The organism is Pseudomonas onubensis, assembly GCF_965653655.1.
Lineage (GTDB): Bacteria > Pseudomonadota > Gammaproteobacteria > Pseudomonadales > Pseudomonadaceae > Aquipseudomonas.
Genome location: NZ_CBFHAZ010000129.1, coordinates 1 through 15,168 on the forward strand (window position 1 = coordinate 1; position 15,168 = coordinate 15,168).

Sequence of the window (15,168 nt, forward strand, 5' to 3'; positions counted from 1 at the left end):
GTCAGTTACAGATGAATTGACTGACACACCGCATTCGCGAGCAAGCCCGCTCCCACAGTTGACCGCATGCAGTTCGGAACATGTGCTTTTCTGTGGGAGCTGGCTTGCCTGCGATGCAGACACCTCGGTACATCAGTTACACAGAGTTGATGCTATCGCAGGCAAGCCAACTCCCACATTAGACCGAGTATGGCTCTGCTGTTGCTCTGCTGTTGCTCTGCTGTTGCTTTGCTGTTGCTTTGCTGTTGCTTTGCTGTTGCTGTTGCTCTGGCCCTTAAATCCTTTTCGCTGGCGAAGTCAGCGGTCTTTTGATCTGCGCTTTTGATCTTGATCTGAAATCGCCCCGTCAAACACGATGGCCGGAATTCGACAGTGATTTGGGGGGTAAACCGGCAGGGATGCCGGTTTAGCCGCGCTGGGCCAAGGATGGCCCATCGCGGCGGCCCCCCAAATCAGTGTCGGATTGCGGGCATGCCGAGCCATAGCGAGGCACCGAGTGTTGGGGCGAAGACCTTTTGCTTACTTTTGGGTCTTTCCAAAAGTGAGCCGCTGTAAGAGCGGAACCCTACTCAGCCGTTACCGCAGCAACGGATATGTACACCACCAAAAGACCGCCATCGCAGGCAAGCCAGCTCCCACATTACCTACCCAGCCAACTCATGCAGCCGGCAGTACTCCTCCCAACCCAACCCCGCCATCTGCGCGACTTCTTTGTGCACTTCCAGGCGCTGCTCCTCAAAAGCTTCAGCCGACTCGGCCGTCAACTTCAGCGTCAGCTCCCAGGCAAACAGATTCTGGCGCTCAGCCTCGGCCTCGAAAGCCTCATGCAAGCGCTCGGCGCGATACTGCGCGAGGGTTTCGCCTTTGGCTTGGGCGGCCAGAGGGTTGAGGGTATCCAGTTGCGTCGCTACCTCGGGGTGTTCACTCAAGAAACGGTCGAGGGCGCGCTGGTGGTTATCACCGGGTTCTGACAAGGGCTTACTCCTGATGGGATGAAGTGAATAGATGGGGTCACGCTCCAGGCTTTGCAATCAGCTAGTGGGCAATTGCCGCGTAGGCGCGCAGGGTCGCTGGCCTGGGCATCGGGAAACGGGTTTGAGGGCTAACCCGACGGTTGCGACAAGCCGCGCAAACTGAAAGTAATTCTGAATAATTAATCGTAGTGCGGCAAAAGCCTTTCGCAACCGGTAGGTGGCCGTGTAGCGTTACATGGGATTTTTGGGCACTGCCAAGCATGGGCAGAAAGCGATACGGGCAGAGGGACGGGGCATGGCGCAAACGCTGTTCAAACTTTTCCTCACCCAACGCCTGGCGGCCTTGGCCAGCACCGAGTCATTGCGTGCTATCCGCGAGGGCTTGCTGTGGATCCTGCCGTGCCTGCTGGTGTCAGCCGGTTTCCTGATTCTGTCCGAATGCGCCAAGGTGCTGGGCTTCGATCCGCAGGTGGTGGCCTTTCTGTCGGGGCTGCACAACCAGATCAGCTCGGTGATCCCGCTGCTGGTGGCGGCATCGATTGGTTACATGCTTGCCATCCAGCACCGGCTGCCACAATTGCCAGTGGCCTTTTTGTGCCTGGCCCACGTGGTGGTTGCCACGTTTGTGTTGCGTGATTACCCGCGAGCATCGGCGACGTTTGTGTTGTTTATCGCCATCGCTTCGCCGTTGTTGAATGTGCCGGCGATCGCCTGGCTGCATCGTTTTCGCTGGACGCGCCTGGTCAACGAAGACCTGGTGGGCCACAACCTGCGCGGCACCATCAATATGGTGGTGCCAGGCGCCATCACGGCGTTGTTGCTGGTGGTGGTGTTGTCGTTGCTGGTGCAGATCCCCTATGTGGCGCAGCTGCAGGGGCCGCAGGTACTGGATGCGCTGCAATCGCCCTATGGCAGCGGGTTGTTTGTCACCCTGATGAACTCATTGCTGTGGTTTTTCGGCATTCACGGTGTGTACGCCATGCAGCCGCTGTTCGATGTGCTGGACCAGGCCGTGGTGCTCAATGGCGCTGCACTCGCGGCGGGTGAGCCGGTCAAGTACCTGCTCAACAGTGGCTTGCTCGGCTCTTTCGCATTTATCGGTGGCTCGGGCGGGGCGCTGTGTTTGCTGCTGGCGATCCTGTTGTTTTCCAAAAGCCAGTCCATGCGTTTGCTGGCGATGGCCAGCCTGCCGCTGTCGTTGTTCAATGTCAGCGAAGTGCTGTTGTTCGGCTTGCCGATCATCCTTAACCCACGGCTGTTTATCCCGTTTCTGCTGGTGCCGGCGCTCAACACCCTGCTGGCCTTGACGGTGGTGCAGTTGGGCTGGGTGTCGCCGGCAGTGGCCAGCGTGCCATTTACCGCGCCCGTGCTGCTCAATGCCTACCTCAGCACCCACGGCGACGTCGCGGCGGTGGTGCTGCAAGTGCTGCTGTTGGGGCTGGGCACGCTGGTGTATGCGCCGTATGTGCGCGCGATTCATCGCCAGTCCAGCGAGGGCGGTACGGTGTACCTCAAGTCGTTGGACATGACCTTCCGTGGCCTCGAAGAGAAAGGCCGCCTGCTGGAGTTGGACCCGGTGTTGGCGTCCCACAAGGCGGCCGCCCGTCAGGCCGTCGAACTGAGCCGTATCCAGCAGATCAGCGATTACGAGTTCTACCTCGAATTCCAGCCGCAAGTCTCGACCCGTACCGGCCTGTGCACCGGCTGTGAGGCGCTGATGCGCGCGCGGGACAGCCAGGGCACGGTGCATTCGCCCTGGGAGTTCCTGCAATGGCTGGCGCAGGCGCGGTTGATGCCGGACGTGGATGTGTGGGTGGCGTCCCAGGCGGTGCGCCAGTATCAGAAGTGGCAAAAGATCGGCTTTGCCTTGCCCATGACCATCAATATTTCCAGCGCCACGCTCACCCAGGCCGGCTATGGCGAGCGTCTGGTAGAGATTCTCGCCCAGGCCCGCGGGCAGGTCTCGGTGGAAATCACCGAAGATGCGTTGGTCGGTGATGTGCAGGCCACCCGCCAAACCATCCAGAGGCTCCAGGCGATCGGCGCCAAGGTATATATCGATGACTTCGGCACCGGGTTTTCGGCCTTGAGTTACCTGCACCAGTTTCCGGTGGACTTTATCAAGATCGACCGCAGTTTCGTGGTGGCTCAGCGCGACCCCAAAGGCGCTCAGGTGTTGACCGGCATGCTGCGTTTTTGTGAGGCGCTGAACTTGGGCGTGGTGGTCGAGGGCGTGGAGACCGCCGAGCAGTTGGCCTTTTTGAACACCGGCAGCGAGCTGTTTATCCAGGGCTGGTATTACAGTAAGGCGCTGCCCGGCGACCTGCTGCCGGGCTTTGTCCGCAGGCGTGCGGCAGCTCAGGTTTAGGCCTGGGCGGACGCGTATTCTCGCTGGGTTTGTTCGATCTCTTCGACCAGCCCGTCGATGCCTTCCAGGCGTGCGCGGTTGTCATGATCCCAAGGGTGAAAGCCCGGTTTGAAGTAGTGCAGCCATGGCCGCAACATGCGTGGGAACACGCCCTTGGGCCCGTATAGAAACTTGAGCATGCGCCAGAACCCTTTCAGGTGCCCACCGGCTTTGCGGTCGGCCAACAGCAGGCGCACGTGGAAATCAAACACCACCAGCCAGAACAGCAGCGTGGTGGTCAACATGGTGCCGGTGCGCAACAGATAGCGCATCGGCCCAGGCTTGATCACGGTGTTCCACACATCAAAGGCCACGGCCTTGTGCTCGGTTTCTTCCAGGGCGTGCCAGTACCACATCTGCTGGTAACCCTTGAGCGACTCGCCAAAACGCGACGGGTCGCTGAGCAGGATTTCCGCGAGCATCGCCGTGTAGTGTTCCAGGGCAATGGTCACCGCCAGGTTGAACGACGGCGGCAGGTGTTTCTTTTGCAGGTCGAGGAAGAACTTCAGGCGCTTGTCGAGGGTGTGCGCCGGCAGGCCGACCGCTTGCAAGTGATCGTTGTAGGCCACGTGTTCGCGGCTGTGCATGGCCTCCTGGCCGATAAACCCCTGGATTTCCTTCTTCAACGCCGGGTCGACGATGCGCTGGCGGTAGTGGCGTACGCTGTCCATGAAAAACAGCTCGCCCTGGGGAAACAGCAGCGACAGCGCATTGAAGAAATGCGTGATGAACGGGCCTTGTTCGTGCCAGTCCTTGATGCGCTCGGCAGGCAAGGCAAAACGGATATCGCGACGGATCGGCAGCATGGTGCGTGCTCCTGTTCAGAGACGGGTTTCGTCGTTGGTTTCGAACACCGGCGTGCGTGGCTTGGGCGCCATGCGCTTGCTGGCGAATACCACAAGGGCTTGATAGGCCGCCGGCAGGCAACGGGCGAGCAGATCGAGAAAATACGCGTCACGACCGATCAGCACGCGTCGCTTGTTCTTGCGCACGCCTTGCAGAATCACCTTGGCGGCCTGGTCGGCGTCGGTGATGAAGAGTTTTTCGAAGTCGGCGCGGGCCTGTTGCTCGCTGTGGATCAGAAAGCCGGTCATGTTTGCGTCGATACGGCTGCTGCGGCAGATATCGGTGCGAATACCGCCGGGGTGTACGCAGGTGGCGGACACACCGCAGCCTTGCAGGTCGAGTTCCTGGCGCAGGGATTCGGTAAAGCCGCGCACGGCAAACTTGGTCGCGTTGTAGCCGCTCATGCCCGGCTGGGCGAACAAGCCAAATACGCTGGAGGTATTGACCACATGCCCGTCGCCGCTGGCTTTAAGGTGCGGCAGAAACGCCTTGGTGCCATGCACCACGCCCCAGAAATTGATGCCGACGATCCATTCAAGGTCGGCATAGTCCACGCCCTCGACGGTACTCGACAAGGCCACGCCGGCATTGTTGAAGATCAGGTTGACCTGGCCATGCTCGGCCACGCAGCGTGCGGCCCAGTCTTCCATGGCCTGGCGGTCGGCTACATCGACAACGTGGGTGGTGATCATGATCGGCGACAAGGTTGACGTCTTGATCAGCGCCAAGGTGTGTTCCAGGCCCTGGCTGTTCTTGTCCGAAAGCGCCAGGTGGCAGCCTTCGCGCGCCAATGCGAGTGCCAGAGCGCGGCCCATACCGGAGGCTGCGCCGGTGATTGCCGCCACGCGGCCATTGAATGACTTCATGACAGGCTGCCTTCTGCAGTGGGTTGCGGGGCCGCAACCGCGCGCGGCGCAGAGGCCGGCAACGGGTTGGCGAGGTAGTCCTTGAGGGCAAAGTGCCGGGTGACCTGTTTGAAACGCCAGGTCGAGCCGGGCCACAGTGTGGTGTTCTTGCCGGTGCGTGGGTCCAGGTACCAGCTCTGGCAGCCACCGGTGTTCCAGATGGTGCGCTTGAGCTTGTCCTGCAGTTGCTGGTTGTAGGCCTGCTCGACGGCGGGTTTGACCTCGACCGTGGCAATGCGTTGGTGCTGCATGTGCTTGAGCGCATCAAGGATGTAGGTGACCTGGGCCTCAATCATCAGAATCATCGAGTTATGCCCCAGGCCCGTATTAGGCCCGACAATCAGGAACAGGTTGGGATAACCCGGCACCGTCGTGCCTTTATAGGCGTGGGCGCCGTCGCGCCAGGCGTCCATCAGGTCGACACCGTCGCGGCCGATGATGCAGTCGCGGGGCAGCGGGTCGGTAGCCTGGAACCCGGTGCCGAAAATCAGGCAATCGGCTGGGTGCTTGATGCCATCAGCCGTAATCACGCCGTCGGCTTCGATGCGCAGCACCGTGTCGGTGACCACCTCGACATTGCTGCGTGACAGCGCCGGGTAATAGTCATTGGAGATCAGCACGCGCTTGCAGCCGATGGTGTAGTCGGGCGTCAGGGTTTTGCGCAGGGAAGGGCGCGCCACCTGTTTGCGCAAGTGACGCAGGGCGATCTTCTGCACCATCGTCATCAACCGTGGGTGCAGGGCAAAACCCACCACACGGCCTTCCAGCGCCCAGTAAAAGGCGCCGCGCACCAGGCGTTGGGTAAACGGCAGGTGTGTGAAGGCCCAGCGCTCGAGCCTTGAAATCTCGCGATCCGGTTTGGGCATGATCCACGGTGGCGTGCGCTGGAACAGGTCCAGGTGCGCCACCTGCGGCGCAATCTGCGGCACGAACTGGATCGCACTGGCGCCGGTGCCGATCACCGCCACGCGCTTGCCTTTCAACGAATAGTCGTGATCCCAGTGCTGGGAATGGAAGCGCTTGCCCTTGAAGCTGTCCAGCCCTGGAATTTCCGGCAACGCCGGACGCGACAGCCCGCCCATGCCCGACACCAGCACCCGCGCACTGACCTGGCGGCCATCGCTGAAACTCAGTTGCCAGCGTTGCTGCTGCTCATCAAACACCGCACGTTGCAGGCCCATGCCGAAGCGCAAATAGGGCGCCAGCCCGAACCGCTGCGCGCATTGCTCAAGGTAAGCGCGGATCTCCGCCTGCGGCGCGAATTGCCGCGTCCAGCTGGGGTTGGGCGCAAACGAAAACGAATACACATGGGACTGCACGTCGCAGGCGCAGCCCGGGTAGTGGTTATCACGCCAGGTGCCGCCGAGGGTATCGGCCTGCTCGGCGATAAAGAAGTCGGTCAGCCCGGCTCCCTTGAGTTTGATCGCCATGCACAGGCCGGCAAAACCTGAACCGATGATGGCGATGTTGATGTAATCACTGTGGGCATTCATAGGCTGTCCTGCATGGGCATCAGATGTGCTCCTGTTTTTGTTTTGTCTTTTAGATAGAACACCATTGCAAAGAAAAAATGAATTAATTATTTTAAAAAAGATTTTAAATAATCTACCTGAAAATATCGCCTACGCTAGGACCTTGTTCGCAATGTGCGCCTTGTCCGACAGACGCGCACGCTGTGCAGCAAGTCCGGGTCCAGGGTGTGGACGGTGGCTGAGGCCTTGACCAATACCGGTCAGGGAGCAGCAGCAGGGAAGCAGAGGACCGAGCTATGGCGGTTGAATGGGTTGTCGCTGCGGGTGTGGTGGTGGGCGCCAGTGCGTTGTTGTGGGGCTTGAGTGCCTGGATGACACGGCGCATAGAAGCCACCGTTCCGATCAACGGGCGTTTCGTCGAGGTCGATGGCGAGCGCTTTCATTATGTCGAAGAGGGTAAAGGCCCGCCGCTGGTGATGATTCACGGGCTGATGGGCAGCAGTCGCAACCTCACCTATGCGTTGTCCGGGCAATTACGTGAACGCTTTCGGGTGATTACGCTCGACCGGCCGGGCTCAGGCTATTCCAGCCGTGGCGCCCACACGGCGGCAGACCTGCCGGCCCAGGCCCGGCAAATCGCCGCATTTATCAAGACCCTCGACCTGGATAAGCCGCTGGTGCTGGGGCATTCCCTTGGCGGTGCGATTGCCCTGGCGCTGGCGCTTGATCATCCCCATGCAGTGTCGGGGTTGATTCTGGTCGCGCCGCTGACCCACCCGCAGCGCCTGTTGCCGCTGGTATTCCTGTCACTGGCCGTGCGCCCGGCCTGGCTCCGGCGCTGGATGTCGCACACCCTGACCATGCCTGTGGGGTTGTTGACCAAAGGTTCGGTGGTCAAGGGCGTGTTCGCTCCGGACGCCGCGCCACCGGACTTCGCTACGCGTGGCGGCGGCTTGCTGGGGATGCGCCCGGACAACTTCTACGCCGCCTCCACCGAGATCAACACGGTTAACGATCACTTGCCGGACATGGTCAAGCGCTACCCGCAACTGACCCTGCCCATCGGCCTGATCTATGGCGCGCGCGACAAGGTGCTGGACTTTCAGAAGCACGGCCAGGCCCTGGCCAGTAAGGTGCCGGGGCTGAAGCTGCAAGTGGTGGAGGGCAGGGGCCATATGCTGCCGATCACCGCCACAGAGCGTGTGGTGGCGGTGGTGGAGCAGATTGCCAAGCGCATTAAGCCTGCCGAAAGCGTTGCGTTGCAGCATCCGCCGGTGGCGTTGGTGAGCAAATAGTTGCGTTACCCGACTCGCGGTTCAACGGCGTCGATGCCTGCTTTAGACACCTGACCAAACGGCTGAAAAAGAGACTGCCCGGTCACGTAAAAAAGCCTTCGAGAAACTAGTTGACGACCTAACGATTCCGCGCTATTAATTTTAAAAAATTATTTCAATGTGTAATTTGAAACAGTTTTTGAAATGCCTAAGAGCGAATAAAATAATGAAAAAAACGCCTTTTATCGCATACCCAATCTGCCTCGTTCGGAGGCTGCCATGAACCAGACTATGGCAAGCCCAACCGTCTGGACCGACGGCAAGCGTCACCTGTGGTGGCTCGGCATCATGCCGCTGGCAACCCCATTGCTCTCCGGCGCCCTGGCAATTACCACCGGCGTACAGCAACTGTGGTGGGTCGGTGTGCTGGTGATCTTCGGCCTTATCCCGCTGATCGACGGCCTGCTCGGTGAAGACGTCAGCAACCCACCCGAATCCGCCGTCAACCACCTTGAATCGCAAAGCTACTACCGCTGGATCGTCTACACCGGTGTGCTGTTCGTCATCTCGTCGGTGGTGATCACCGGCTGGCTCGCCGCCGGCGGCATCGACTGGATCATCAGCGGCGGTCTACTCAACGCCACTGCCCACTTGGAGCCGTCGAGCTGGCTGGCTAAAACCGCCGCCTTTATTACCGCGCGCACCGAACTGCATGGTTCGGTGAGCTGGTTCACTTACCTGGGTATGGCGATGTCCACCGGTGCCGCCACCGGCATTGCCATCAACACCGCTCACGAACTGGGGCACAAGCCCAAGCCGCTGGAAGTGTTCCTGGCCAAAGTCACCCTGGCGCCGACCTTCTACGGGCACTTCTACACCGAACACAACCGTGGCCACCATGTACGCGTCGCCACCCCGGAAGACCCGGCCAGCTCGCGCCTGGGTGAGAGTTTCTGGGCATTCTTGCCGCGCTCGGTGTGGTTCAGCGCCATGTCGGCCTGGAACCTGGAGCGCGAACGCCTGCGCAAACTCGGCCTGCCGGCTCTGCACTGGAAGAACGCAGTACTCAGCGCCTGGATGTACAGCCTGGTGCTGTGGGGCGCGATGATTGCCTGGTTGGGCGCGGCGGTGATTCCGTTCCTGATCATCCAGGGCATCTACGGGTTCTCGCTGTTGGAGGTGGTCAATTATGTCGAGCACTACGGGCTTAAACGCCAGAAGTTGCCCAATGGTCGTTATGAGCGTTGTTCACCTCGGCATTCGTGGAACAGTAATCGGATTGTCACCAATATCTTTCTGTTCCAACTTCAGCGTCACTCCGATCACCATGCCAACCCGACCCGCAGTTACCAGTCGCTGCGCCACTTCGATGAATCGCCGCAACTGCCTTACGGTTACGCCAGCATGATTGTCTGGGCTTATGTGCCGTACTTGTGGCGACGGCGCATGGACCATCGAGTGTTAAATCACTATGCCGGGGATATCACCCTGACCAATCTTCAACCCTCACAGCGGTTGAAGTACCTGGAGAAGTACAGCAACAGCGCGACGCCGTTTTAATTTGAACTAACGCGTGTGTGGGTGAACTCGGGGTCTGTGTACCACGCAGGCCTTCATCGCCCAGGATTCATCGGTTTTATTGCAAGTTAGTGGTTTGACCCTACAACAATAATTTCAAGGGAAGGACGTACACCATGCAAAGCCCTGCCACCTTTACTGCTCATGTCATCCTGGCCGCACTGGGCCTGATGGTTTACCAACAAGCCCAGGCTGCGCGTATCGAGCCGGCTGGCAGCGCCTTTACGGCCCAGGGCCCGATCAGCTTTTCCAAGGGCGCGCTGATCAGTGCCGACTGCACCATCAAGGTGGCCGGCAAGGTCGCGGCCGATGGCACGTCGGTGAATGTCGATAAAGTTGAATTCGATGGCGGGCTTAAATGCAGCCGTGTCGAGGCCATCAACTTACCCTGGGTACTCATTGCCAAAGACACTAAAAGCGGCTCGATGTCGAACATCAGCGTGGATGTGCATGCCTTCGGTTTAGGCGGCAAGTGCGGCCCGTCGACCGCCGACGGTACCTGGGATAACGCCACTGGCAAGTTGGAAGCCGCCAATGTGCCGATTGGCGAAGACTGCAAAATCAAGACGGTGTCGATCAAGATGCCGCCCACCTTCAAAGTGGTCGAATAAACGAATTCCAAGACTGTAGCGATACATGCATTGAAATTTGGCTGGAAAGGGAAGTTCTGCAGTTTCACCGTGACCTCTCGATCATGGCCATTACCCCTGGCGAAATGACTCGCCATAACATGTGAGGAAAAACAATGAAAAGCTTGAAAACTCTCGTGTCGTTGACTGCTCTGGCTGTTTGCATGGGTGCTGCTTCGATGGCGAGTGCAGCCACCATTTCTCCTGCGGGCACGGGCTTCTCCACGCCTGCCGGGACCATTGCGGTGTCGTCGCCAGCGTCGTTCGGTGCGCCTGTTTCCTGCAATATCGTGTTCACCGGTAGTGTGGCTGCCGACGGTTCCGCCGCTGCTATTACGGGCGCGACTGTCAGTGGTGCCAACCCACTGTGTGGCGTGCCGGTGTTGCTGGGTCTGCCTTGGACCTTGACGCCAACCTCCACCGCCACCGGTGCAGGTGTGTATGCGGGTACCGTGTCCGGCGTTAACTTCAAGATTGTCAGCAACTGCGCCAATGGCCCGACCACGATCAACGTGCTCTACAACAACAACACTCACACCATCACCCTGCCATCTGCTCAAACGGTCGGCAGTTGCAAGATTACTGCTCTGAACGCCGCTCCAACCCCAGCAATCACCGTAAATCCTTGATAGCAATGCGTTGGACGTGATGATCACACGTTGAAATGCAGGTGCTCCTTTCGGGGCACCTGTTGAGGAAAGCCAGGGACGGTAGGCCCGGCCGTGGTGGATAAAAATAATAAGGAGTGGAGCATGAATAATAAGAAACAACCGGCCCAGACGTTAGTCGGCCTGGCATTGTTGGGCGGTCTCATGGTCGCGGGCGGTTCGGTGCAGGCCGGCGGCTTCTCGACTCCTACATTTGGTGCCCAAGGTTGGGGTCGTGCGTTCGGTGGTGGTTCGTTGTTCAAGGACGACCCGTCTTCGGCGTACAACAACCCGGCTGCCATGGCGTTTATCGACCAAACTATCGCGCAGCAAAACGTCATTTATGCGCGCGTCAATATCAAGTTCAAAGGCAATGCCACTGATTACAAAGGCGACCCTGCCTCTGTAGGGGTGTTGGACGAATTTGGCGGCGTTACCTCTACGCCGCGTACGGGTGACGGTGGCGAAGGCGGGTTCACCGCTTGGCTGCCGACCGGGTTCCTGGTGATACCGATTAACGATCGTTTCAGTGTTGGTCTGAGCCAGGTGGTGCCCCAGGGGATGAAGTCGACCTGGGACCCGGATTGGAAAGGCCGCGATTTTGCCGTGGACACCAAAATCGAAACCGTGGGCCTGACCGGTTCGCTGTCCTTTAAAGTTAATGACCAGTTCTCTATCGGTGGCGGCGCCATCGTTCAGCATACGAGTGGGTTTGTCAGCCAGAACGTCGACTTGTACGCAGCCGCGGCAGTATCACCGGGGCTGGGCGGCTTTGGTATTCCCTTTCCATCCGGGGTGGGCCAATCGCTGATTCGGGTCAAGGTCGATAATACGTCTGTGGGCTGGTTTGGCGGCATGGCGTGGAAACCCACCGACCAGGATACCGTTGGCTTCAACTACCACGCCAAAATCAAGAACAAGCTGGAGGGCAAGTACAAATTCAATGCCGACCCAGGCAGTCGGTTACTGATGACTGACGCAGGCGGCGACGGCTTGACGCTGGTTGAGCGCGCTTACCCAGGCTTGAAACTGTTCCCGGACGGTGCCAACGCCAGCACGCAACTGGACATCCCGGCGACCGCTGCCATCGACTGGGTACACGTGTTCAATGACCGTTTCACCCTGGGCGCCAGTGCCTTGTGGACCCAGTGGTCTTCCTTCAAGGCACTGACGTTGAAGTCTGACGGCAATACCATTGTGTCGATTCCCTACAAGTACAAAGACGTGATGATGTACTCGCTGGGCGGCGACTATAAGCTCACCGACGATTTCACCCTGCGTGCCGGTGTTGCCTATGATCAGACGCCTACCCGTGACTCCACGCGTGACCCGCGCATTCCTGACGGTGATCGTTATTTCGCCTCGTTGGGTTTTGGCTACAACATCAAAGCGGTTCCAGGCTTGAGTGTTGACGGCGCCTACTCACGGCAGTTTGTACAAGAGGTCAAGCTCAAGACCGTCAACGAAGATCGCCTTGGGGCTGCGCGCCTGGATGGCAAGGTGGACAGCAAAGGAGAGGTGGTAAGCCTGTCGGCCACTTATAAGTTCTAACCCACAATCTTTGCGTGCTCAGGTGTGAAGTGGTCAGTCGGCGCATCTTTCTGGCGCTTCACACCCGTGCTGCACATGCTCCGTTTTTGTGGTTTTCCCGATGCAGAAACCGGCTGACTCGATCAGCCTATTTTTTTGTGCATGCATTAAATAAAAATTTCAAAACAAAAATTGAATTTGTCCTTTCAAGTTTGTAGTGTGGTTTTACGCCCTCGTTCATCCCGAATGAGCGACGCGCACCCCATACCCTGAATTGAGTAGAGGTATCTCCATGGTTATCTGGTTATTGATGGGTGTCGCCGCCGCGATTGCCCTGGCCTATCGACAAGCCACCGCAGCCCTGTGGCTGGGCGTCGGCCTGGTCTGGCTGGCGCTTGGTTATCTGTTCAATGTGGTCGCAGGCGTTGGCGCCAGCGTCGCAGCCATCCTGGTGGTACTGCCCGCCGTGCTGCTGACGATCAAGCCGCTGCGCCGCACGCTGCTGACCAGCAAGGCCCTGGGCCTGTTTCGTACGATCATGCCGGCGATGTCCGACACCGAGCGCGCCGCCATCGAGTCCGGCACCGTGTGGTGGGACGCCGAGCTGTTCAGCGGCAAGCCCAACTGGCAGCGTCTGCTGCAAGCCGCGCCGGCCAGCCTGAGCGCTGAAGAACAGGCGTTCCTCGACAATGAAGTGGAAACCCTCTGCGACATCGCCAACGACTGGGAAACCACCCAGGTCTGGCAGGACATGTCCCCCGAAGGCTGGCAGTACACCAAGGACGCCGGGTTCCTCGGCATGATCATTCCCAAGCAGTACGGCGGCAAAGGCTTCTCTCACTATGCGCATTCGCAGGTGGTGATGAAGCTGTCGACGCGTTGCTCGGCGGCGGCGATTTCGGTGATGGTGCCCAACTCCCTCGGCCCGGCTGAACTGCTGCTGCATTACGGCACCGATGCCCAGCGCAATTACTATTTGCCGCGCCTGGCACGCGGCGAAGACATTCCGTGCTTTGCCCTGACCAGCCCGTATGCCGGCTCGGATGCCGGGGCGATTCCCGACCTGGGCATCGTCTGCAAAGGTGTGCACGAGGGCGAGGAAGTGCTGGGTTTCAAAGTGACCTGGGACAAGCGCTACATCACCCTTGGCCCGATTGCCACGGTGCTGGGCCTGGCCTTTCGCGCCGAAGACCCGGACGGTCTGCTAGGCAAGGCCGGCTCGCTGGGGATTACCTGTGCGTTGATCCCAACCTCCCATCCGGGCGTTAACAGCGGTCGCCGGCATTGGCCGTTGAACGCGGTGTTCCAGAACGGGCCGACCACCGGCAAGGATGTGTTCATTCCGCTGGAATGGGTGATCGGCGGCCGCGAACAGGTCGGCAATGGCTGGCGCATGCTGATGGAGTGCCTGGCGGCCGGGCGCGCCATTTCGCTGCCATCGGCCAACGTCGGCCTGGGCAAGGTGGCGGTACGCGGCACCACGGCTTATGCGGCGATGCGCAAACAGTTCGGCCTGCCCATCGGCAAGTTCGAAGGCGTGCAGGCGCCCTTGGCGCGCATGGCCGGGCATTTGTATGCCTGCGATGCGGTGCGCAAGGTCTCGGTGGCGTCTTTGGATGCCGGTGAAAAGCCCTCGGTGATCTCGGCGATTGCCAAGTACCACGTCACCGAGCGCGCGCGGATGATCGTCAACGACGGCATGGACATCGTGGCCGGCAAAGGCATCTGCATGGGCCCCAACAACTTCCTGGCCCGCGCCTACCAGCAAAGCCCGATTGCGATCACGGTAGAGGGCGCGAACATCATGACCCGCTGCCTGATCATCTTCGGCCAGGGCCTGATTCGCTGCCATCCGTATGTGTTCCGCGAGATGGAAGCGGCGCACAACCCGGATCGACGCAAAGCCCTGGAAGCCTTCGACAGCGCAATGTTCGGCCACCTGAGTTTTGTGCTGGCCAATACCGTGCGCGCTGCGGTGCATGCGCTGACCGGCGGGCGCTTGCTGGCTGCACCGGCCAAGACCGATCCGGCGCTGGCGTCCTACTACCGCCAGGCCAATCGGCTGTCGGTGGTGCTGGCGTTGATCTCGGACGTGTCCATGGGCGTGCTCGGCGGTGCGCTCAAGCGCAAGGAAAGTATCACCGGGCGCCTGGGCGATATTCTGTCGCAGCTGTACATCTTGTCCTGCGTGCTCAAGCGTTTTGAAGACGACGGACGGCCCCAGGCCGACTTGCCGCTGGTGCACTGGTCGGCCCAGGACGCGTTGCTGCGCGCCCATGAAGCCCTGGCCGAAGTGCTCGACAATTACCCGTCGAAACCGGCGGCGGCCGTGGTGCGTGCCTTGAGTTTTCCGTTCGGTATTCCCCTGCACAAACCCTCGGACCGCCTGCTGGCCCAAGTGGCCGACGTGGTGCAAACCCCCGGCGAAACCCGCGACCGCTTGCTGGCCAATTCCTACATCCCACGCCCGGAAATCGACAAGCTGGCCTATGGCGAGCTGGGCTTCCGGCTGTTGCCGCAAGTGGAGTTGATCGAGGCGCGGCTCAAGCCGGCGATCAAGCAAGGCCTGATCGAACCGATGCCGATTTCCGCCACGGCCTTCACCGGCTGGCGGGTCAAGGCGCGGGCGCTGGACTTGATCAGTGATGAGGAAGACAGCTTGCTCGGGCGTTACGTGGAATATGCCGACCACGGCATTCAGGTCGACGATTTCCCGCAGGATTTTGGCTTGCTGGAGGCTTTGCAGCAGCGTCAGCAGGCGTTGGAGCCCAAGGCCAAACGCCGTACTACACAGGGCGAAAATGCCTCGGTGAACTAGGAGGAACGCGATCAAAATGTGGGAGCGGGCTTGCTCGCGAATGCGGTCTATCAGCGGTATATGTGTGGGCTGACCCACCGCATTCGCG

The 15,168-nt window shown here is 59.8% G+C and carries 11 protein-coding genes; 7 read left to right on the top strand and 4 right to left on the bottom strand.

Annotated features, from left to right (window positions below; all coding sequences use genetic code 11):
* Positions 1-644: 644 nt before the first annotated feature.
* Entirely contained in the window at positions 645-974 is a 330-nt protein-coding gene (locus ACTD9P_RS26750) for a DUF6388 family protein (protein WP_438870031.1), read from the bottom strand.
* Between the two features lie 295 nt (positions 975-1,269).
* On the opposite strand from ACTD9P_RS26750, the gene ACTD9P_RS26755 reads away from it, so the two are divergent.
* A complete protein-coding gene (locus ACTD9P_RS26755) occupies positions 1,270-3,342 on the top strand; it encodes an EAL domain-containing protein (RefSeq protein ID WP_438870032.1) in 2,073 nt (690 codons plus the stop codon).
* Here the strand turns inward: ACTD9P_RS26755 and ACTD9P_RS26760 are convergent.
* The 3 genes from ACTD9P_RS26760 to ACTD9P_RS26770 are packed head-to-tail and all read right to left on the bottom strand — an operon-like array spanning position 3,339 to position 6,625.
* The gene (locus tag ACTD9P_RS26760) at positions 3,339-4,187 is read right to left on the bottom strand and encodes a metal-dependent hydrolase (protein WP_438870033.1); all 849 of its coding nucleotides are present in this window, start codon (positions 4,185-4,187) and stop codon (positions 3,339-3,341) included. The genes ACTD9P_RS26755 and ACTD9P_RS26760 overlap by 4 nt on opposite strands.
* A gap of 15 nt (positions 4,188-4,202) precedes the next feature.
* Positions 4,203-5,093: an SDR family NAD(P)-dependent oxidoreductase gene (locus tag ACTD9P_RS26765; RefSeq protein WP_438870034.1), complete on the bottom strand. Its 891-nt coding sequence runs from the start codon at positions 5,091-5,093 to the stop codon at positions 4,203-4,205.
* On the bottom strand, positions 5,090-6,625 hold the full coding sequence (locus ACTD9P_RS26770; protein WP_438870035.1) for a flavin-containing monooxygenase: 1,536 nt from the start codon (positions 6,623-6,625) through the stop codon (positions 5,090-5,092). Before ACTD9P_RS26770 ends, ACTD9P_RS26765 begins: the two co-directional genes overlap by 4 nt.
* A gap of 275 nt (positions 6,626-6,900) precedes the next feature.
* Between ACTD9P_RS26770 and ACTD9P_RS26775 the strand changes: the two genes are divergently transcribed.
* The 6 genes from ACTD9P_RS26775 (at position 6,901) to ACTD9P_RS26800 (ending at position 15,080) form a co-directional block, all read left to right on the top strand.
* Positions 6,901-7,899 (top strand): alpha/beta fold hydrolase, encoded by a 999-nt coding sequence (locus tag ACTD9P_RS26775; RefSeq protein WP_438870036.1) that lies wholly within the window; start codon positions 6,901-6,903, stop codon positions 7,897-7,899.
* Positions 7,900-8,157: 258 nt separating this feature from the next.
* Positions 8,158-9,438, top strand: a complete 1,281-nt coding sequence (locus ACTD9P_RS26780) for an alkane 1-monooxygenase (RefSeq protein ID WP_438870037.1) — start codon at positions 8,158-8,160, stop codon at positions 9,436-9,438.
* A 134-nt stretch (positions 9,439-9,572) separates the two neighbouring features.
* Positions 9,573-10,067: an alkane oxidation protein activator PraA gene (praA, locus tag ACTD9P_RS26785; protein ID WP_219267346.1), complete on the top strand. Its 495-nt coding sequence runs from the start codon at positions 9,573-9,575 to the stop codon at positions 10,065-10,067.
* 134 nt (positions 10,068-10,201) lie between these two features.
* The gene (praB, locus tag ACTD9P_RS26790) at positions 10,202-10,714 is read left to right on the top strand and encodes an alkane oxidation protein activator PraB (protein ID WP_438870038.1); all 513 of its coding nucleotides are present in this window, start codon (positions 10,202-10,204) and stop codon (positions 10,712-10,714) included.
* 123 nt (positions 10,715-10,837) lie between these two features.
* Positions 10,838-12,283 (top strand): outer membrane protein transport protein, encoded by a 1,446-nt coding sequence (locus ACTD9P_RS26795; protein ID WP_438870039.1) that lies wholly within the window; start codon positions 10,838-10,840, stop codon positions 12,281-12,283.
* Positions 12,284-12,554: 271 nt separating this feature from the next.
* On the top strand, positions 12,555-15,080 hold the full coding sequence (locus ACTD9P_RS26800; RefSeq protein WP_438870040.1) for an acyl-CoA dehydrogenase: 2,526 nt from the start codon (positions 12,555-12,557) through the stop codon (positions 15,078-15,080).
* Positions 15,081-15,168: the final 88 nt, after the last annotated feature.